The organism is Corynebacterium glyciniphilum AJ 3170, from assembly GCF_007673095.1.
In the GTDB taxonomy this organism is placed as follows: domain Bacteria; phylum Actinomycetota; class Actinomycetes; order Mycobacteriales; family Mycobacteriaceae; genus Corynebacterium.
Genome location: NZ_VDYZ01000004.1, coordinates 1 through 19,023, shown reverse-complemented (window position 1 = coordinate 19,023; position 19,023 = coordinate 1). Strand labels below are relative to the sequence as shown.

Below are 19,023 nucleotides of genomic sequence, written 5' to 3'. Positions count from 1 at the left end.
GGCTCCGGTTCAGTCCGCCTGCGAGGTCTCGACTTTCGCCCGTCGCACCGCTGCGGCGTCGATGTCGGTGGCCTCCGCCCCCGTGTCCGGTGACCATCCGGCCGGTGCCTCCGGCCACTCATGGGTCAGACACCCCAGGACCGCCAATGCGGCGGCCTGTGTCGTCACCGGCAGTGTCGACAGATCCGGGAGGAACCCGGGGTTGTGGTTGGTCGGGATGTCGATGTCCAGGCGGTCCGCCGCCTCAGCACGCCGCCACTGCTTCAATGGCGTGATCCCCACCGTCCAGAACAGGTACGGCGCATTGAACGCCCGCGGGATCACGGAGAAGTCCTCTGACGCGGTCCAGGGTTCCATCTCGTGGGACTGTTCCCCGAAGAACCGGTCAAAATGGGGTCGCACCACCGCATAGGCGGTGCTGTCATTGTCCGTGGCTGCCAGCAGGCCGAGGAAACGGAACTCCGGCTCGCGCTCACAACCGGCTGCGGCAGCTTCGGAACGCACGATCCGTTTGATGGCGTCCACCGCCCGGGTGCGTACCGATTCCTCGTAGAAGCGGCAGCTCAAGGCCAGACGCGCCGAATCCGGGATGACGTTGTTCGCCTTCCCCGCCTCCACGGAGGCCACTGTGACCACGGCGAACTTCCCTGGCGGCAGCTCACGCGACACCACGGTCTGCAGCTTCATCACCACCGACGCGGCGAGCACCACCGGATCCACCGCGCGGTGCGGCATCGAGGCATGCGCGCCCCTGCCGAACAGGGTGATCTCGATGGTCGTGGAGCTGGTCAACACCGGCCCCGGAGCGGTGTACACCTGGCCGGAGGGACCGGGGACCACATGCTGACCGAGACAGACGTCGGGACGCGGGACGATGGACCGCAGCCCGTCACTGACCATGCCGTGGGCACCGATGGAGGCCTCCTCGGCGGGCTGGAACAGGAAGATCACCGTCCCCTGCCATTTCTCGCGGGAGGCGTCGATGATCGAAAGGGCGCCGAGGGCGCTGGAGGTGTGCGCGTCGTGCCCGCAGGCGTGCATGGTGGGCACTCGTTGGCCCTGGGCATCCAGCTGCGCGTGAGTGGAGGCGTAGTCGACGCCGGTGTTCTCCGCGACCGGCAGCCCGTCGAAATCGGAGCGGAAGAGCACCGTGGGTCCCTCGCCGTTACGCAGGACGGCGGTGATGCCGTGCCCACCGATGCCGGTGGTGACCTCCCAGTCGTTGAAGCGCCCCAGTTCCTCGGCGATACGTCCCGCGGTCCACTCTTCGGCGCCGGAGAGTTCGGGACGCCGGTGGAACTCCTTGTACAGGCTGGTGAGCCACTCCCGGTCAAGCGCTGTCTCTGCGACGATCTCAGCGGGTTCGACGGTCACGGGCACGGTCTCACGGTTCCTTCCGGGTAGTGGCGGGTTCTTGCGACGCTCTCGGGATGCTGTTGTCCCCACCACCCTACCGCGAAGTCCGCGGTACCAGTCTGTGTCGGCCGGTGTCAGCCGGTGTCAGCCGGAGTCAGCCACGCAGCGCCGTCAGGTACGGCACGAGTTCCGCCAGGGCACGGCCGCGGTGGGACAACTCGTCCTTGCGCTCCGGGGTCAACTCGGCGGAGGACTTCTGCGGTTCCTCGTCCGGGGAGAACAACGGGTCATAACCGAATCCGTTGTCGCCCCGCGGCTCGCGCAGCAGCATCCCCCGCCACACACCGCGAACCGTGACCTCTTCCTCGCCGTCGAGCCGTCCTGCCATGTCGGCGGGGACCACCAGGGCGCAGGCGGAGACGAAGCCCGCTCCCCGCCGCTCGTCCGGCACGTCCGCGGTCTGGCCGAGCAGCAGACGGTTGTTCGCCTCATCCGTCGAACCGTCCCCGGTGTCGTGGCTGCCGGACCACCGGGCCGAGAGCACCCCCGGCATCCCGTTGAGGGCGTCGACGCACAGTCCGGAATCGTCGGCGACGGTGGGCAGTCCGGTGTTCCGGACCCCGTCCCGGGCCTTGATCAGTGCGTTCTCCTCGAATGTGGCACCTGTCTCCGGGGTCTCCGGGTAGTCCTCGACGTCGCGCAGGCTCAACAGTTCGATACCGTCGACACCCGCGGCCTCAAGCACGCGGTGCAGTTCAGCGAGTTTCTTGGCGTTGCGTGACGCAACCAGGACCTTCATGCTCACAGTGTCACCGCCTGTCCCAGATCAGCGGCGAGCGCCTTACGCTGCAGCGCGGTCAGATCCCGCAGACCGCCTTCTGCCAGGTCCAGCATCACGGACAACTCGTCCCGGCTGAACTCTGCGTTCTCGCCGGTGCCCTGGATCTCCACGAAATGACCCTCCTCGGTCATCACGACGTTCATGTCCACATCGGCACGACTGTCCTCCTCATAGGGCAGGTCCAGGCACCCCACACCGTCGATGATGCCGACGGAGACAGCGGCGACGGGGTCGAGCAACGGCTCGCCCGGGACCACGCCGCGCTGCTGCAGCACCGACAGGGCGTCGGCCAACGCCACGTAGGCGCCGGTGATCGACGCGGTACGGGTACCACCGTCGGCCTGCAGCACATCGCAGTCGATGTTCACGGTGTTCTCCCCGAGGGTCCGCAGATCCACCGCCGCGCGCAACGAGCGTCCCACCAGTCGGGAGATCTCCTGGGTGCGGCCCTTGACCTTGCCCTTCACCGATTCGCGCTGCATTCGGTCTGCGGTGGCGGACGGCAGCATGGCGTATTCGGCGGTCAGCCAGCCCTCACCGGAGTCCCGCTTGAACCGCGGCACCCCCTCCGAGACGCTGGCGGTACACATCACGCGGGTGTCACCGAATTCGACGAGGACGCTGCCTGCGGGGTTGGTGGTGAAGCCGCGGGTGATGCGGACGTTCCTCAGCTGGTCGACGGCGCGGCCGTCGGCACGGGTGAAGTTCACGTTCGGTACGGACGGTACAGACGGTTCAGAAGCACTCATGCTTCGCCAGTCTAGCTGCCGACGCTGACCGTCATCCCGCGGCGGGCCAGCTCGACCGGCCCGTCGTAGTACCGACGTGCCCCACGCAGCGCCCCCTCCGGATCACCCCACGGCGGGATGTGGGTGATGATCAGCCGACCCACGCCCGCCTCTGCCGCCGCCTGACCTGCTTCTTCGCCGGACAGGTGCATCTGCGGCGGGTTGTTGCCGTCGTCGCGCTCCCCCCAGGTCGCCTCACACAGCAGGACGTCCGCCCCGGCGGCCAGTGCCGCAAGGTGGCCGGTGGCGGCGGTGTCACCGCTGTAGACCAGAGAGGAGCCGTCCTGCTCCTCCACCCGGATCAGGTAGGACTCGGTCGGGTGCACCGCCGGTGCGGCGTAGAGGGCCGTCGCGCCGATGTGGTGCGCGGGGTACACCGTCCCCTTCGACGTGTCGTCGAACTCCACCGGATCGTCCTGCAGGGCAGGTGCGTGCCAGGAGTGCACGTCCAGGATGTCGGAGAAGTCGTCGACCTGGGACGGGTGGTCGGCCGAGGCGCGTCCGAGGTGCAGGGCGGAGATCGACGGCCCCAGCAGCGCGTGCCGGGACGCTGCAGCCTGTGTGGGGTGGAAACGCTGCCAGACCACGAGGGACGGGAAATCCGAACAGTGGTCGGGGTGCAGGTGGGAGAAGATGACGTCGACGTTGCCCGGGTCCCCCAGGGACTCGAGCTGCGCGAGCACCCCCGGACCCATATCCATGAGGATCTCCCGCCCGTCCGCCATCCGCAGAAGATAGCCGGAGGCGGGGTTGTCAGGAGCGGAAAGGCTCCCGGAGCATCCCAGAATGGTCATGTCCATGACAGATATTGTTACATGACCCATGCCGGAAACTGGGAGTCAGGCAGTGATTCTCCGTGGTTTTCCGTGATTCTCCCCAGTTTCGCCCGGCACAGTTCCCCTAACGCAGCATCTCCGGGATCCTGCTGACACCGGCCACCGACGGGCCCAGGAACCGGGAGGCCAGGCTGGCGAAACGAGCCGGGTCTCCGGTGGACTCGAACGTCAGCTCCGGGGCCGCGCCCGGGTCGGGTTCGGCGAGAAGGCACTTCTCCGACAGGGTGCGGTACACCATCTTCGCGGTCTCCTCGGCCGAGGAGACCAGGGTGACGTCGTCCCCCATGACCAGCTGAATCACGCCGGTCAGCAGCGGGTAGTGCGTGCATCCGAGAACGACGGTGTCCACCCCGGCGTCCTTCAACGGCTCCAGGTAGGTTTCCGCCAACCCCAGCAGCTGACGCCCGGAGGTGATGCCACGTTCGATGAAGGGGACGAACTGCGGGCACGCCTGGGCGACGACCTCCACGTTCGGGCTCGCGGCGAACAGGTCCTGGTAGGCGCCGGAGGTGACGGTGGCCTGGGTCCCGATGACCCCGATGCGGTTGTTCCGGGTCACCGACACCGCCCGGCGCACCGCCGGCAGGATCACTTCGACCACGGGGACGGGATAGCGTTCGCGGGCGTCGCGCAGGAATGCGGCGGAGGCGGAGTTGCAGGCGACCACGATCATCTTGCAGCCGCGCTCCACCAGCTGGTCGGCGATCGCCGTGGCCAGTTGCCGCACGGTGGCCAGGGGTTTGTCACCGTAGGGCGAGTTGGCGGTGTCGCCGATGTAGATCACCGACTCGCCGGGGAGCTGGTCGACGATCGAACGTGCCACGGTCAACCCGCCGACCCCGGAGTCGAAGATCCCGATGGGTGCCGTGGCGGCGGGTTCGGAGGAGACCGGAGAGGCCGGAGAAACATCATTCATGACGTCCGACTCTAGTGCGACCGACGCCAGCCGGAGGGAGCGGGCGAAAGGATGTCGGCGGTCACGCCTTCGCGTTCACCGCTTTGGCCTGTTGACGTTGCTTCGCCGCCGGACGGCCCGCGCCCCAGGCTGTCATCGCCCCGCCGACTCCGCCGAAGAGGTGTCCCTGCCAGCTCACTCCGGGCTGGTTGGGCAGGATCCCCCAGAACAGACCGGCGTAGACCACGATCACCACGATGCCCAGCAGGACCTCGGGGATGCTGCGGGTGAAGAAGCCGCGCACGGCGAGGAACACCGCCCACCCGTAGATCAGGATGGACGCCCCCACATGCACGGTGTTCTCACCGCCGAAGAAGAACACTCCGACGCCGGCGACGATGGTCGTCACGATCGTGGACGCCCACACCGCCTTCTGACCCGACAGGGCGACGAGAAAGAGGAGGACGGCGACGGCCGGGGTGTTGGCGATCAGGTGGGAGAAGTTGACGTGGATGAACGGCGCCGGGAGGATCCCCCAGAAGTGGGAGAAGTCCAGCGGGTGAATGCCGAGTGAGACGAGACGGTTGCCGGAGGCCCAGTTGACGATCTGGACGGCCCACAGCACGGCGAGGAACACCAGGGTGGTGACCAGGGCCTGGCCGAACCTGCCACGGTCGCGGAAACGGGTCTTGCCAGATGTCGCAGGTGTTGTCCCGGTCATGATTCTCCTCAGGTGGTTCCGGTCATGATGTCACGCCACGAGGGGACGTCGAACGCGGTCTCTGCGGCCAGGACGGCACGCACGAGCGCGCGCTCGGTGCAGGATGCCGCGGCTGCGCAGAGCAGCGCCAGGTCGTCGGTGCCGACGCCGGCACGGGCCCCGCGCGGTGCCAGGGCGAAGAACGTGTCACCGTCCATCGGCAGGTGTGACGGACGGACGGCCCGCGCCAGGCCGTCGTGGGCGGCGATGGCGAGGCGTTCTGCCTGGGGCTTGTTCACCCCGGCGTCGGTGGCGACGACGCCGATGGTCGTGTTCAACGGTGACGGTCCCGACGGGGTCATCTTGGTTCCGCCGATGCCGCGGGCGAGGATCGCCTGCAGCCCCTCGGCCGTCGGCTCAGGGACGTCATCCGGTAGTACGTCACGACCCCAGAGGCGTCCCGTCATCGGGTCGACGACAGAACCAGCGGGGTTGGCGACCACCCCGGCGGCGACGGTCGCGCTGCCTCCGTCGGAGAGCCGGACGGTTTCGCTGGCCTGACCGAAGCCGCCTTTCACGGCTCCGGCGGTCGCGGCGAGACCTGCACCGACGTTTCCGGCCGGTACCCCGCCGGGCTCCGCCGCGTCTGCGGTGGCGTCCCCGAGAGCGGCGGCAACCGCCCGTCGCCCCGTCTCCGCGGTCGGACGGGAACCGGGGTCACCGACGGGCAGGTCGAAGATCACCGCGGCCGGGACGATCGGCACGATCAGGGACGGGGCGGCCTCCCCCAGGACCTGGAGGCCGATACCGCGGTCCTCCAGTTCCGCCATCACTCCACCGGCGGCGTCGAGACCGAACGCCGAGCCGCCGCACAGGGCGACGGCATGGACGGACTCCACCGTGTTCGACGGCGCAAGCAGGTCGGTCTCCCTGGTTCCCGGTCCTCCCCCTCGGACGTCCACCGCCGCGACCGCCCCGTCCGGGCACACGACGACACTCACGCCGGAACTGTCGACCTCGGCGTGGCCCAGGAACAGTCCCGGAATGTCGAGGAGCGTGTCCGTCCCCGGTTCCTTCACCACATCATTCATCAGGGACGTCCATCGGGCCGACCATCGCCGTGAGCAGGCTGTCCTGGTGGTACCCGAGCCATTCGAGGTAGTTCTCCGTCGCCGCGATCTCCCCGGCGCGGCCGGAACCGTCCGAGCCGTCCGAGCCGTCCGAACCTTCCGGACCGTCTGCCTGGGCGGTGCGCTCCTGCTCGAGACGACCGTGGTGGTAGGCACGGATATCCGTGAGGGCACTGAGCCAGGACCTGGTCTGCTCGGTGGTGAGACTGACGTGCACCGACCCGTCCGGCCCGAGCAGATCGCTGACCAACCGCAGGTTCGTCAGCTTCCCCTTGATGATGTCGGTCTCGTTGAACTGGCGCGAGACACCGGCTTCCCCGTCGACCTCTTCATCACCGTCCCGGAAGAACGACGGCAGCATGGCGGCGAGTACCGGGTCGTTCGGGGCGTCGGTGTGTCCCGACGGCAGGCCGGTCATCTCGGCGAGCTCGTCCTTCGGTGCGGACCGGGCCCGCCCGATGAGGAGTTCCCCGACGGTGGCGGCGCTGTTGCCTAGCATCTCGCGCTCCATCGGCTCCAGCTCGGTGACGTACCTGACGCCGCGCACCAGGCCTTTCTTCTTCACCCACGGTTTCATGGTCTGCCCGTCATCCTTCCGCCCGCTGCATGGTGGCCCACAGGCCAGCCGTCTGCAGCTTCTTGACGTCTCCCTCGACCTTGTCACGTTCGCCGGAACTGACGATGGCCTTGCCCTCGTTGTGGACCTTCATCATCAGTTCGGTCGCGCGTTTCCTGGAGTACCCCAGGACGGTCTGGAAAACATAGGTCACGTAACTCATCAGGTTCACCGGGTCATCCCAGCAGATGCACTGCCAGGGAAGGTTGGCCTCCGTGAGGGAGTCGGGAAGCTGCTCTTCCACAGGAGTGACCGCCGGGGCGGCGGGAGCGGCAGGCGAAGTCATGGTGTCCAGACTACCGACTAGAATGGTCGACCGTGACCGAGCACACCAACGAGCACGCCGAGACCCCTGCCCCGACCCCTGCCCCGTCGACAGCGCTGCTGACCGACATGTACGAACTGACGATGCTGCAGGCCGCGCTGCGTGACGGTTCCGCCGACCGCCAGTGCAGTTTCGAGGTCTTCACGCGCCGGCTCCCCAATGAACGCCGCTACGGCGTCGTCGCCGGCACAGCACGTGTGCTGGAGGCGGTACGCGACTTCCGCTTCACCGACGACCAGCTCGCAGGCCTGGATTTCCTGGACGACAGGACGCGGGAGTACCTGCGGAACTTCCGCTTCTCCGGACACATCGACGGCTACCGGGAGGGCGAACTCTACTTCCCGAACTCCCCGGTCCTCACCGTGCGCGGCACCTTCGCCGAAACCGTGATCCTGGAGACCGTGATCCTGTCCATCCTCAACCATGACTCCGCGGTCGCCTCCGCCGCAGCCCGGATGGTGACCGCCGCAGAAGGACGCCCCATCATCGAGATGGGCTCCCGGCGCACCCACGAGCAGTCTGCGGTGTCCGCGGCGCGCGCCGCCTACCTCGCCGGATTCCACTCCACCTCGAATCTCGAGGCCGCGTCCCGCTACGGCCTGCCCGCCGGGGGGACCAGTGCCCACGCCTGGACGTTGCTGCACGTGGACAAGGACGGCAGGCCGGACGAGAAGGCCGCCTTCCGGTCCCAGATCGACGCCCAGGGGCCCGGCACCACGCTGCTGGTCGACACCTACGACATCACCCAGGGGGTGCGTCACGCCGTGGAGGTCGCCGGCACCGCACTGGGTGCGGTGCGCATCGACTCCGGCGACCTCGGCGTCCTGGCCCGCCAGGTACGCAACCAGCTGGATGAACTCGGCGCCTACGACACACGCATCGTGGTCTCCTCGGACCTCAATGAGTTCGCGATCGCCGCCCTCCGCAGCGAACCGGTGGACATCTACGGCGCCGGAACGTCCGTGGTGACCGGCTCAGGCGCGCCCACAGCAGGCCTGGTGTACAAGCTGACGTCAGTCGACGGCCACCCGGTGGCCAAGCGCAGCAGCCACAAGGCCAGCCACGGTGGCGCCAAACGCGCGCTACGGGCCTGCCGGGACACCGGCACCGCCGTCGAGGAAGTCGTCTACCCCTTCGACTCCGACATGCCGGAACTGGGCATCCTGCACCCCGTACAGCTCACGGTGCCGCTGGTCCGGAACGGCGAGACGGTCGACGACCTGCCGACCCTCGACGAGTCCCGCGACCATCTCGCACGCCAGCTCGTGTCCCTGCCGTGGGAGGGTCTGGCCCTCTCCCGCGACGAGCCCGCCCTCAGCGTCCGTTTCGCCGGCCTGTGAACGACCAGCAGGAGCACACCCGGCAGCTGCTCGACGACGCCGTCGCTGCACTCGGCGGCTCCCGTCGGGACGGACAACGGCGAATGGCGGCAGCGGTGTCCACGGCGATCTCCACCCGGCGGCACCTGGCGGTCCAGGCGGGCACGGGGACGGGGAAGTCCCTGGCCTACCTCGTCCCCTCCCTCGAGCACGCGGTGGGGGCCGGTGAACGGGTGGTGGTGTCCACGGCCACCATCGCCCTGCAACGTCAGCTCATCGACCGGGATCTTCCGCGGGTCACCGAGGCACTGAAGGAGGACCTGGGACGCCGTCCCACGTTCGCGATCCTCAAGGGCCGCAACAACTACCTGTGCCTGAACCGCATCGGCGGTACCGGGGGAACAGGCGACACCGGAACCGAGGGCGGTGCCGAATCGCTCCTGGACGAAGCAGAGGTCAGCGCCACCGGCGCACAGGTCGCCCGTCTGCACGACTGGGCACAGGAGACCGAGGACGGCGACCGCGACACCCTGCCCCGCGGGGTCTCCGACCGCGCCTGGCGCCAGGTCAGCGTGACCAGTCGGGAATGTGTGGGTGCCACCCGGTGTCCCTTCGGCGACCAGTGCTTCGCCGAAGCCGCCAAGGAGAAGGCCGCACAGTCCGACATCGTGGTGACCAACCACGCACTCCTGGCCATCGACGCCCTGTCGGAACAGTCCGTGCTGCCCAACCACGACACGGTGATCATCGACGAGGCCCACGAACTGGAGGGGCGCATCACCTCCGTCGCCACCGAGGAACTCTCCGGGGCCGCAGTCGCCATTCTCGCGCGCCGGTGCGAGAAGGTCGGCCCCGACGACTGCGCCTCCGAACTGCTCAGCGCGGGTGACACCTGGACCGCCGAGATCGAGGCGGCGGTCACCGCACACACCGCCCCCGACGGGCGTTGGACCAGCGTCCCGGTCACCCTCGTCGAACCCCTGCATGCGCTCCGCGACGCGCTGTGGAAGACACGGAGCAGACTGCACGGCAGCGGTGGTACCGGCGCCGCGCCGGGCGGCTCCGGAAGTGGTGCCGACAACGACCCGGAGAAGACCGCTGAGATCTTCTCCTGTCTCTCCGCCTGCGAGGAGATGCACGACACCGTGGTGCGCATTCTCGAGGCCTCGCCGGCGGAAGCCACCGCGGAAGCCGCAGGAGGCGGGGAACCGTCAGAGCCGTCAGACTCACTCCTCGGCGAGGACGTCGTGTGGTTGTCCGGTGACCGCAACCGTCGCAGTGTCTACGTCGCCCCGTTGAGCGTGTCCGACCTGCTCCGCGGCCGGTTGTTCGCCGACCAGACCGTGGTGCTCACCTCCGCGACCCTGGCGCTGGGCGGGCGGTTCACCTCCATGCTGGCCACCTGGGGTCTGGCTGCATCCGCCTGCACCACCCTCGATGTGGGCACCCCGTTCGAGCCCTCCACCCACGGCATCCTCTACACGGCCCGCCACCTTCCGCCGCCGGGGCGGGAGGGGGCGTCGCCGGAGTCCATCGACGAACTCGCCCAACTCGTCTCTGCCGCAGGCGGCAGGACCCTCGGCCTCTTCTCCTCCCGTCGGGCGGCGGAGAACGCGGCCACGGAACTGCGCACCCTGGTCCCCTACGAGATTCTCTGCCAGGGAGACGACTCCCTCGGTGCACTGATCGACCGGTTCCGGAAAGAACCGGAGACCTGCCTGTTCGGGACGTTGAGCCTGTGGCAGGGGGTGGACGTCCCCGGACCGTCGCTGTCACTGGTCGTCATCGACCGGATACCGTTCCCACGGCCCGACGACCCGTTGTCGCAGGCGCGCAAGGAGGCCGTGGACTCCGCCGGGCGCAGCGGGTTCATGGAGATCGCCGCGACGCACTCGGCCCTGCTGATGGCGCAGGGGGCGGGGCGGCTCCTGCGCGCCGCGGACGACCGCGGCGTCGTCGCGGTCCTCGACCAACGCCTGGTGACGAAGCGGTACGGTGCTTTCCTCCGCGCGTCGATGCCGGAATTCTGGCAGACGGTCGACGGGGACACCGCCCGAGGCGCGTTGCGTCGTCTACGCGCCGGCTGAACTGACGCTCTCCTGGTCGCGGTAGGGACGGGTGTGGCCGCGCGGGGGATTGTGGGCGGGGTCACGGCCCCTGACGGGTAGGATTGGCCGCGAACACATCTACCGGGACACGACGACCCCGAACTTTTTTGCGCAGGAGGACACACATGCCCGTCACGAGTGACCGTCCCGATGTCACCATCCCCGATGTCGGACTCCACGAGTACCTCTACGGCGACCTGTCCCCCGAGGACGAGGACCGCGTCGCCGTCGTGGACCTCGCCGGGGGCACCGAGACGTCGTACGCCACGCTGCGCAGCCACGTCGATTCCGTCGCCGGCTGGCTCTCCCGCCACGGCGTCGCGAAGAACGATGTCGTGGCGCTGCACTGCCCGAACTCCGTGGAGTTCATCGTCGCCGCGCACGCGGTGTGGCGTCTGGGCGCCGTGTTGACTCCCGTGCCGCTGCTGGCCACACCGTCCACGGTCGCTGAACAGCTGCGCGACTCCCACGCCGTGATGCTGCTGACCCTCGCCGGACTGGGCGACGGCGGCGAGGAGGCCGCCGAACTCGCCGGGTTGCCCACCGACCGGTTGATCCGCCTCGACACCTCCCGTGGCCTCAACCAGATGCTCGCGGAGCGCAACACGCCCCCGACCGTCTCCTTCGATCCGTCGACGCAGCTCGCCGCGCTGCCCTATTCCTCGGGCACCACCGGCCTGCCCAAGGGGGTACGGCTGACCCACCGCAACCTGGTGGCGAACATGGCCCAGGTCGAGAGCTCGGGGCCGGTCACACGGGATGACGTGGTCTTCGGCGTACTGCCTTTCTTCCACATCTACGGTCTCTCCACCCTTGCCAACCTGGTGGTGCGGTTGCGGGCGCAGCTGCTCACCGTCCCCCGCTTCGAACTGAACACCTTCCTGCGTAACCACCAGAAGCACGGGGTGACGTTCACGTTCATCGCACCTCCGGTCGCACTGGCACTGGCCAAGCACCCGGAGGTCGACAACTACGACCTCTCGGCACTCCGGGGGGTGCTGTCGGGCGCCGCCAGCCTGGACGAGGAGCTCGCCACCGCCGTGGAGAAGCGTCTCGGCATCGACGTCTACCAGGGCTACGGTCTCACGGAGAGCAGCCCCGTGACCCATGTGAACCTCGACAGGAGTCTCTCCCGCGGGTCCGTCGGTCGACCGGTGGCCAATACCGAGCACAAGCTGGTCGACCCGGACTCCGGCGACGAGATCCCCGTCCCGACCGAGGCCGGGGTGCTGAGTAATGCCGGTGAACTCTGGGTCCGTGGCCCTCAGGTCATGGACGGGTACCTCAACAACCCGGAGGCCACCGCGGAGGCTCTGCCCGGTGACGGCTGGTTGCGTACCGGTGATCTCGCGCGTCAGGGATCCGTCGGCGAGGTCTTCATCGTCGACCGGCTCAAGGAACTGATCAAGTACAAGGGTTACCAGGTTCCACCGGCGGAGCTCGAGGCGCTGCTGCTCACGCACGACGCTGTCGCCGACGCTGCCGTCGTCGGGGTCACCAATGACGACGGGGAGGAGATCCCCAAGGCGTACATCGTCGCCCGTGACAAGGACGCCGCCGGGGGCGACCTCGGGGACACACTGATCGCCTTCGTCGCCGACAATGTCGAGCCCTACAAGAAGGTCCGGGCCCTCGAGTTCATCCAGGAGATCCCGAAGTCGGCGACCGGTAAGATCCTGCGCCGTTCGCTCCTCTGAGCCCGGTACTGAGCCCTGTACGCACCCCGGTCCCGCTCAGCCACGGTCCAGTGCCACCACGGTGACGGAGCCCGGGGCCACCTCGGTATAGCCTGCGTCGCGCACGACGGCCGCGCTGCCCCGGTGTTCCTGCGCCTCGGCGGCGGCGCGACGGTCCGCGAAGCGCCGGGCGTCGACCTCACAGACGTGCAGTGGAAAACCGTCGGCGCGCCAGTCACGGGCGCGGTCCCGGTCCATGGCTGCGGCAAGCAGCATCGAACCGTGGGCGACCTGGGCCGCGGCCTTGCCCACACTCATTCCCAGGGACGCATCCACGTAGATCACCGGATGCGCGTCACCTGCGGTCACACCCTCGGCATCGTCCGGAAGCGGAAGATCGGTCCCCTCGATCTGCAGGCGGTTGACGGCAGCCGGGGTGAGTGCCACCGGGCACGGGGCGAAGGCACGTACCGACGCTGTGCCGACCGTGGCCGTCACCCCGGGCAGTGACTGAACGTCCCGCCACTTCTTGTTCCTGGCCCGGCGTGCGATCTTCCGGATCCGGGCGCCGTACCACCGCACCAACGCTCTGGTGACAGCGGCATCCTCCGGCGCAGCCTCCTGAGACGGCCCTGCGGCAGCGTCAGTGCCCAGGTCGGCTCCCGCACGCTCGTCCAGGCACAGCGACACACAGGCCACTGCAGCGGCCTCCAGTACATCGCGTCGCAGAGGGCGGGGGTCATGCGGAAGGTTCATGACCAACGGCATCGCCTGGACGCTCATCGGGTCGTCCGGGTCTTCCCCGTCCCGCTCCCCCAGGACCGTCCTCAGGCGGTCATGGGCACGTTCGAAGGACATTCAGCGCTCCAGCGGGACGCGACGGTAGCTGCCGTCCTCGAGGTCCGCAGCGTCGATCTCCTCCCGGTCGATGCCGAGCATGAAGAGAACTTCGTCGAGGAAGGGATGGTTGACCGTCGCATCGGCGACCTCACGCAGCGCCGGCTTGGCGTTGAAGGCGATGCCCAGGCCTGCCACGGACAACATGGCGATGTCATTGGCGCCGTCGCCCACGGCGACGGTCTGGTGCAGTGCGATGCCGTTGGACCAGGCGAACTCCTTGAGGCTCTCCGCCTTGACGTCACGGTCGATGACCTGGCCGATGACGCGGCCGGTCAGCTTCCCGTCCTTGATCTCGAGAGTGTTCGCACGGTAGAAGTCCAGGCCGAGTTCCCTCGCGAGCGGTTCAAGCACCTGCACGAATCCACCTGAGACAGCCCCGGTGCGGAACCCCAGCCGCTTGAGCGTGCGGATCGTGGTCCGGGCGCCCGGCGTGAGTTGGACCATGCGGGAGACTTCGTCGATGACGGAGGCGTCCAGCCCTTTCAGTGCCTTGACCCGCTCGTGGAGTGACTCGGAGAAGTCGAGTTCGCCACGCATGGCACGCTCCGTGACCTCAGCGACCTCCGCCTCGCGACCGGCGTGGGCGGCCAGCATCTCGATGACCTCCTGCTGGATCAGCGTGGAGTCGACGTCGAAACAGATCAGGCGGGGCGCACGACGGGTCAGGCCGGCGCGCTGGATGGCGATGTCCACGCCGGTGGCGTGGGACACGGAGGCGAGTGCCTGGCGGAGGGTCGCGCTCCCACCCGGGGCCGGATCCGCTGCGGTGACCTTGAGCTCGAGACCGGTGACCGGGTAGTCGGCGATGCCACGGATGCGGTCGATGTTCGCGCCGTGGTCCACGAGCGTCTGGCCGATGGCGGAGATGTGCTCGGCGGTGACCGGGTTCCCGAGGACGATGACGGCGTGCGTGGAGCGCGCGCGACTTCCTTCGAGTTCGTCGTCGACATCGAGGGTGACGGTCATGTCGCGGTCGGTGAGTTCATCGGTCAGTGCCTGGCGCATCGCCTCGGTACTGCCGGCGACGACTCCGATGTAGGCGGCGAGGTTGAGCGTGCCGCGGAAGTTCGCCTGTTCGACGTCCAGGAGCTGGACCCCGTGGTCGGCGAGGATGCGGAAGAAATCCGCGGACACTCCGGGGGCGTCGGGCCCGGTGACGGTGACGACGCCGGGGGAAAGTCCGGGGGCGAGGCTGACGGTGAGGTGACGGGAGGAATTCTGCTGGTCCACGGGGCTTATTGTCTCATGGACGGCCGCAGACGAGAACAGCCGCACCCCGCGTAGTTGGGGTGCGGCTGTGATGAGGCGGGTGCCTCTAGAAGTGGCGTCCCACGTGGGCTTCCTCGCGGGCCGTCTTCACCATGTGCGGATGATGCAGCTCGAAGGCCGGACGCTCCGACCGGATCTTCGGCATTGAGGTGAAGTTGTGCCGCGGCGGCGGACACGACGTCGCCCACTCCAGCGAGTTGCCGTAACCCCACGGGTCGTCCACAGTGACGACCTCACCGTAGCGCCAGGACTTGAACACGTTCCAAATGAACGGCAGGACGGAGATACCGAGGATGAGGGCACCGATGGTGGACACCTGGTTCAACACGGTGAAGTTGTCCTGGTCGAGGTAGTCGGCGTAACGACGCGGCATACCCATGTTGCCGAGCCAGTGCTGCACCAGGAAGGTGGTGTGGAAGCCGATGAAGGTCAGCCAGAAGTGGATCTTGCCCAGCTTCTCGTCCAGCATGCGGCCGGTGATCTTCGGGAACCAGAAGTACACGCCGGCGAAGGAGCCGAAGGCGACCGTTCCGTAGAGCACGTAGTGGAAGTGGGCGACCACGAAGTAGGTGTCCGACAACTGGAAGTCCAGCGCCGGCGACGCCAGCATCACACCGGTCAGGCCACCGAACAGGAAGGTCGCGAAGAAACCGACCGCGAAGGTCATCGGCGTCTCGAAGGTGATCCTCCCCTTCCACATCGTGCCCAACCAGTTGAAGAACTTCATCCCGGTCGGCACGGCGATCAGGAAGGTCATGAAACTGAAGAACGGCAGCAGCACCGCACCGGTGACGAACATGTGGTGTGCCCACACCGCCAGCGACAGTGCGGCGATCGACAGGGTGGCGAACACCAGACCGACGTAGCCGAACATCGGCTTGCGGGAGAACACCGGGAAGATCTCCGAGACGATACCGAAGAACGGCAGGGCCAGGACGTAGACCTCGGGGTGGCCGAAGAACCAGAACAGGTGCTGCCACAGGATCGCACCACCGTTGGCCGGATCGTAGATGTGGCCACCGAGGATCCGGTCGTAGAGCACGCCGAGCGCGGCAGCGGTCAGCAGCGGGAAGATCAGCAGTGCCAGCAGCGAGGTCACCAGGATGTTCCAGGTGAAGATCGGCATGCGGAACATCGTCATACCCGGGGCACGCAGGCACAGGATCGTGGTGATCATGTTGACGGCTGCGGCGATACTGCCGACACCGCCGACACCGACACCGATGATCCACAGGTGCGAACCCACGCCCGGCGAGTGGATGGCGTCGGCCAGCGGCATGTACATCGTCCAGCCGAAGTCCGCGGCACCGCCGGGGGTGAGGAAGCCGGTGAGCATGATGATGCCGCCCCATGTGGTCAGCCAGAAGCCGAAGGCGTTCAGCCGGGGGAAGGCCACGTCCGGTGCACCGATCTGCAGCGGCATGATGTAGTTGGCGAAACCCCAGACAATCGGGGTACCGAACAGCAGCAGCATGATCGTGCCGTGCATGGTGAACAGCTGGTTGAACTGCTCATTGGACAGGAACTGCAGACCCGGGTGGAACAGCTCCACACGGATCAGCAGGGCCATCAGACCACCGATCCCGAAGAAGATGAAGGCGGTGATGATGTACATGATGCCGAGCTGTTTGTGGTCGGTCGTGGTCAGCATCGTCCACGCATGACCACCCTTCTTCGACTTACCACCTTGAGGAGCAGGCCGAGCTGGGGAGACCGGCTGGTCTTCCCTGGGCGCTACTGCGGTCATTCAATCCTCCTGACTACGCGGTGCCGTTCGTCGGGACGGCACCCAATGAATGAGCTGCACAGCGGGCACCCGGTGGCGTTGAACGTCACCCGTCACGGGGCTACCCGCGCAGACTGGGACCAATACTAATCGGTTGGAGCCGGCTTTAATAGCCGGAGCCCCCCCATCGCCCCCTTGTTGACGCGATCGGGGGTGCGCCGCTGCGCCCACTCCCCCGGCACCCGGTACACCGACGCCCCGCTCCCCTGGCGGGGAGCGGGGCGGACCCGACGGCTACAGGCCCAGCAGCCAGCAGGAATCGTCGCATGTCGGAGACCCGAGAGCGACCCTAGAAGTCCCAGTCGTCGTCGTTGGTGTTCTCCGCCTTGCCGATCACGTAACTCGACCCCGACCCAGAGAAGAAATCGTGGTTTTCGTCACCACCGGGGTTCAGCGAGGACAGGATGGAGGGTGAGACATTGGTCTCGTCGTCCGGGAACAGGCCCTCATACCCGAGGTTGTTCAGTGCCTTGTTGGCGTTGTACCGGAGGAACCTCTTGACGTCCTCGGTCCAGCCGAGATCGTCGTAGATGTCTTCGGTGTACTGGCACTCGTTGTCGTAGAGCTCGAAAACCAGCTCGAACGTGTGCTCCTTGAGCTCCTGCTGCCGCTCGACGGACACCTTCTCCAGACCCCGCTGGTACTTGTAGCCGATGTAGTAGCCGTGGACCGCCTCATCGCGGATGATGAGCCGGATCAGGTCGGCGGTATTGGTCAGCTTGGCATGGGACGACCAGTACATCGGGAGGTAGAACCCCGAGTAGAAGAGGAAGGACTCCAGCAGGGTGGAGGCGATCTTCTTCTTCAGCGGATCCTCACCGCGGTAGAAGTCGAGGATGATGTCGGCCTTGTCCTGAAGGTTCTTGTTCTCCTCGGACCACCGGAAGGCGTCGTTGATCTCCGGGGTCGACGCGAGCGTCATGAAGATCGACGAGTACGACTTGGCGTGCACGGACTCCATGAACGCGATGTTGGTGTACACCGCCTCCTCGTGCGGGGTGATCGAGTCCGGGATCAGACTTGTCGCACCCACGGTGCCCTGGATGGTGTCCAGCATCGTCAGCCCCGTGAAGACACGCATCGTCGCCTGCTTCTCGGTCTCGGTCAGCGTTCCCCAGCTCTGGATGTCATTGGAGAGCGGAACCTTCTCCGGAAGCCAGAAGTTACCGGTCAGCCGGTCCCACACCTCGAGGTCCTTGTCATCGGGGATGGTGTTCCAGTTGATTGCGGTGACTGGCCCGCCCTCAGCGTGATGGATGGGCGAGTGCGGCTGCCGGGACGTTGTCATGTACCTCTCCTGAAGGGCGGGAATGAAGCCTTGAGTGACCGCCATCCTAGCTTCGAAATGCACCCCGCGCGAACGTCCGCGACGGCACTGACCCCACCTCCGGCGCACGCTCGCCCGCACATGTCCATCACCCCTGAATTGGGGTATTTCACACAAGGTCGCACTAAGTCCCGACAAAAGCTGCTACAGCTCCGGAACACACAGCACGCCGCCTACTCCACCACCGCAACTACCGCCACCTGCGGGTATATATCTGCCGGAAGGATAGCGGAGGCAATGCATAATTAGGACAGACACGCCTTTTCACCTGCACATATAATCGGTTGGTTAGCCTGAACTGGCTAGAGAAAGGTTAAACCGATTAGTAGCGTTGCGGCCATGAGCATCAACGAGAAGTTCCAGGAAGCCGTCAACAAGCAGGTCGTCGCCGAACACCAGGCGGCCCTCATTTACACCCAGCTGTCCTACGAGATGGACCGGCTCTCATTCCTCGGCATGCGCGACTGGTTCCGCGCCCAGGCCGCCGAAGAGCGTGAGCACGCCGCCAAGTTCGCCGAGCACCTCCTCGACCGTGAGGCCCGCGTCGACCTCACCGACATCGAGCTGCCGTCCCTGAAGGTCGCCACCCCACTGGACGCCTTCGAGGCCGCTCTGGCCCACGAGCAGAAGGTCTCCGAGATGATCCGCAACCTCGCCCGCACCGCGGACGAGACCGGTGACATCGACTCCCGCCAGCTGATCAACTTCTTCCTCGCTGAGCAGATCGAGGAAGAGTCCTCCGTCAACGACATCATCGACTGGATCAAGACGGTCGGCAACGACGGCTCCGGGCTGCTGCGCATCGACGCCAAGCTCGGCGGTCGCGACGGCGAGTAGTCTCTCCCCCCGTCACCTGCTGGCCCACCTGACACGGACGCCCTGGGTCGGATCTGAAGTTCAGATCCGACCCAGGGCGTCCGTGTCACACCGGTCGGCATGACCGCCCGGGCCATGGAGGCTAGAGCATGCAGCTCACGCAGCCTTCGACCTCAGTACCCGCCATGGCCGTCTGACGCAGCCGGATGTAGTACAACGTCTTGATGCCCTTACGCCAGGCGTAGATCTGCGCCTTGTTGATGTCACGCGTAGTCACCGAGTCCTTGAAAAACAACGTCAACGACAGTCCCTGGTCCACGTACCTCGTCGCCACA

18 protein-coding genes are annotated in these 19,023 nt (G+C 67.0%); 4 read left to right on the top strand and 14 right to left on the bottom strand.

Going from position 1 to position 19,023, the window contains the following annotated elements; translation table 11 throughout:
- Positions 1-9: 9 nt before the first annotated feature.
- The 9 genes from FS507_RS04770 to clpS all read right to left on the bottom strand — a co-directional run bounded on the left by FS507_RS04770 (position 10) and on the right by clpS (position 7,448).
- On the bottom strand, positions 10-1,380 hold the full coding sequence (locus FS507_RS04770; protein ID WP_145941666.1) for an amidohydrolase: 1,371 nt from the start codon (positions 1,378-1,380) through the stop codon (positions 10-12).
- 130 nt (positions 1,381-1,510) lie between these two features.
- On the bottom strand, positions 1,511-2,155 hold the full coding sequence (locus FS507_RS04765) for a non-canonical purine NTP pyrophosphatase (protein WP_145941665.1): 645 nt from the start codon (positions 2,153-2,155) through the stop codon (positions 1,511-1,513).
- A gap of 2 nt (positions 2,156-2,157) precedes the next feature.
- Positions 2,158-2,946: a ribonuclease PH gene (gene rph / locus FS507_RS04760; RefSeq protein ID WP_145941664.1), complete on the bottom strand. Its 789-nt coding sequence runs from the start codon at positions 2,944-2,946 to the stop codon at positions 2,158-2,160.
- Positions 2,947-2,957: 11 nt separating this feature from the next.
- On the bottom strand, positions 2,958-3,785 hold the full coding sequence (locus tag FS507_RS04755) for an MBL fold metallo-hydrolase (RefSeq protein ID WP_145941663.1): 828 nt from the start codon (positions 3,783-3,785) through the stop codon (positions 2,958-2,960).
- A gap of 100 nt (positions 3,786-3,885) precedes the next feature.
- Complete coding sequence (murI, locus tag FS507_RS04750) at positions 3,886-4,737, bottom strand: glutamate racemase (protein WP_145941662.1); 852 nt, start codon at positions 4,735-4,737, stop codon at positions 3,886-3,888.
- Between the two features lie 61 nt (positions 4,738-4,798).
- Entirely contained in the window at positions 4,799-5,437 is a 639-nt protein-coding gene (locus tag FS507_RS04745) for a rhomboid family intramembrane serine protease (RefSeq protein ID WP_145941661.1), read from the bottom strand.
- Positions 5,438-5,445: 8 nt separating this feature from the next.
- A complete protein-coding gene (locus FS507_RS04740) occupies positions 5,446-6,507 on the bottom strand; it encodes a P1 family peptidase (RefSeq protein ID WP_145941660.1) in 1,062 nt (353 codons plus the stop codon).
- Positions 6,500-7,123 (bottom strand): DUF2017 domain-containing protein, encoded by a 624-nt coding sequence (locus tag FS507_RS04735; protein ID WP_145941659.1) that lies wholly within the window; start codon positions 7,121-7,123, stop codon positions 6,500-6,502. Before FS507_RS04735 ends, FS507_RS04740 begins: the two co-directional genes overlap by 8 nt.
- 10 nt (positions 7,124-7,133) lie before the next feature.
- The gene (clpS, locus tag FS507_RS04730; RefSeq protein WP_038549864.1) at positions 7,134-7,448 is read right to left on the bottom strand and encodes an ATP-dependent Clp protease adapter ClpS; all 315 of its coding nucleotides are present in this window, start codon (positions 7,446-7,448) and stop codon (positions 7,134-7,136) included.
- A gap of 32 nt (positions 7,449-7,480) precedes the next feature.
- On the opposite strand from clpS, the gene FS507_RS04725 reads away from it, so the two are divergent.
- The 3 genes from FS507_RS04725 to FS507_RS04715 all read left to right on the top strand — a co-directional run bounded on the left by FS507_RS04725 (position 7,481) and on the right by FS507_RS04715 (position 12,611).
- A complete protein-coding gene (locus FS507_RS04725; RefSeq protein WP_145941658.1) occupies positions 7,481-8,827 on the top strand; it encodes a nicotinate phosphoribosyltransferase in 1,347 nt (448 codons plus the stop codon).
- Positions 8,824-10,893, top strand: a complete 2,070-nt coding sequence (locus FS507_RS04720) for an ATP-dependent DNA helicase (protein ID WP_260853165.1) — start codon at positions 8,824-8,826, stop codon at positions 10,891-10,893. The genes FS507_RS04725 and FS507_RS04720 overlap by 4 nt, the downstream gene beginning before the upstream one ends.
- A 146-nt stretch (positions 10,894-11,039) precedes the next feature.
- Positions 11,040-12,611, top strand: a complete 1,572-nt coding sequence (locus FS507_RS04715) for an AMP-binding protein (RefSeq protein WP_145941657.1) — start codon at positions 11,040-11,042, stop codon at positions 12,609-12,611.
- Positions 12,612-12,647: 36 nt separating this feature from the next.
- Here FS507_RS04715 and FS507_RS04710 read toward each other — a convergent pair whose 3' ends face one another.
- The 4 genes from FS507_RS04710 to nrdF form a co-directional block, all read right to left on the bottom strand.
- The gene (locus FS507_RS04710; RefSeq protein ID WP_145941656.1) at positions 12,648-13,448 is read right to left on the bottom strand and encodes an aminoacyl-tRNA hydrolase; all 801 of its coding nucleotides are present in this window, start codon (positions 13,446-13,448) and stop codon (positions 12,648-12,650) included.
- On the bottom strand, positions 13,449-14,720 hold the full coding sequence (gene serB, locus FS507_RS04705; protein WP_186314556.1) for a phosphoserine phosphatase SerB: 1,272 nt from the start codon (positions 14,718-14,720) through the stop codon (positions 13,449-13,451).
- An 85-nt stretch (positions 14,721-14,805) separates the two neighbouring features.
- On the bottom strand, positions 14,806-16,506 hold the full coding sequence (gene ctaD / locus FS507_RS04700; protein WP_145941654.1) for an aa3-type cytochrome oxidase subunit I: 1,701 nt from the start codon (positions 16,504-16,506) through the stop codon (positions 14,806-14,808).
- Between the two features lie 328 nt (positions 16,507-16,834).
- Positions 16,835-17,833, bottom strand: a complete 999-nt coding sequence (gene nrdF / locus FS507_RS04695; RefSeq protein WP_145941653.1) for a class 1b ribonucleoside-diphosphate reductase subunit beta — start codon at positions 17,831-17,833, stop codon at positions 16,835-16,837.
- A 378-nt stretch (positions 17,834-18,211) separates the two neighbouring features.
- Here nrdF and FS507_RS04690 point away from each other — a divergent pair, with 378 nt between their 5' ends.
- The gene (locus FS507_RS04690) at positions 18,212-18,709 is read left to right on the top strand and encodes a ferritin (RefSeq protein WP_145941652.1); all 498 of its coding nucleotides are present in this window, start codon (positions 18,212-18,214) and stop codon (positions 18,707-18,709) included.
- A 121-nt stretch (positions 18,710-18,830) separates the two neighbouring features.
- Here the strand turns inward: FS507_RS04690 and FS507_RS04685 are convergent.
- A partial coding sequence (locus FS507_RS04685; RefSeq protein ID WP_145941651.1) for a hypothetical protein occupies positions 18,831-19,023 on the bottom strand: 193 nt, incomplete at its 5' end.